The sequence below is a fragment of the Anaerostipes hominis (ex Lee et al. 2021) genome (genome assembly GCF_002270485.1).
Taxonomy (GTDB): domain Bacteria; phylum Bacillota; class Clostridia; order Lachnospirales; family Lachnospiraceae; genus Anaerostipes; species Anaerostipes hominis.
The window spans coordinates 1-246 of sequence record NZ_NQOG01000084.1 but is presented as its reverse complement, the minus strand read 5'-3'; the positions used below and the strand labels follow the sequence as shown (position 1 = coordinate 246).

Here is a 246-nt window from a genome sequence, read left to right as displayed (position 1 = left end):
AGCAGAGACAGCAAAAATACTGTATAGGCTATAAGAAAAACTATGCCGACATTTTTTCAAAAGTATCTGTATGCAGTGGGATTCCTGGAAATGTCGGTATAGTTTTTTTGTCGGTATAAGTTGTGTATATCACCTTCCTGACGGTTGCTGAAAACTTGAAGATGGGAGAAACAGCATCCCAGTTGTCCTTCCAGCGTTTCATCGAATTCGGATATTTGGGTGTCCATTTCTCTGTCACACGTTCAA

The 246-nt window shown here is 40.2% G+C and carries 1 pseudogene; it reads right to left on the bottom strand.

The features are described from left to right. Positions 1 to 118 precede the first annotated feature (118 nt). Positions 119 to 246 (bottom strand): annotated as a pseudogene (locus CI597_RS19810) (IS256 family transposase); the annotation flags it as partial.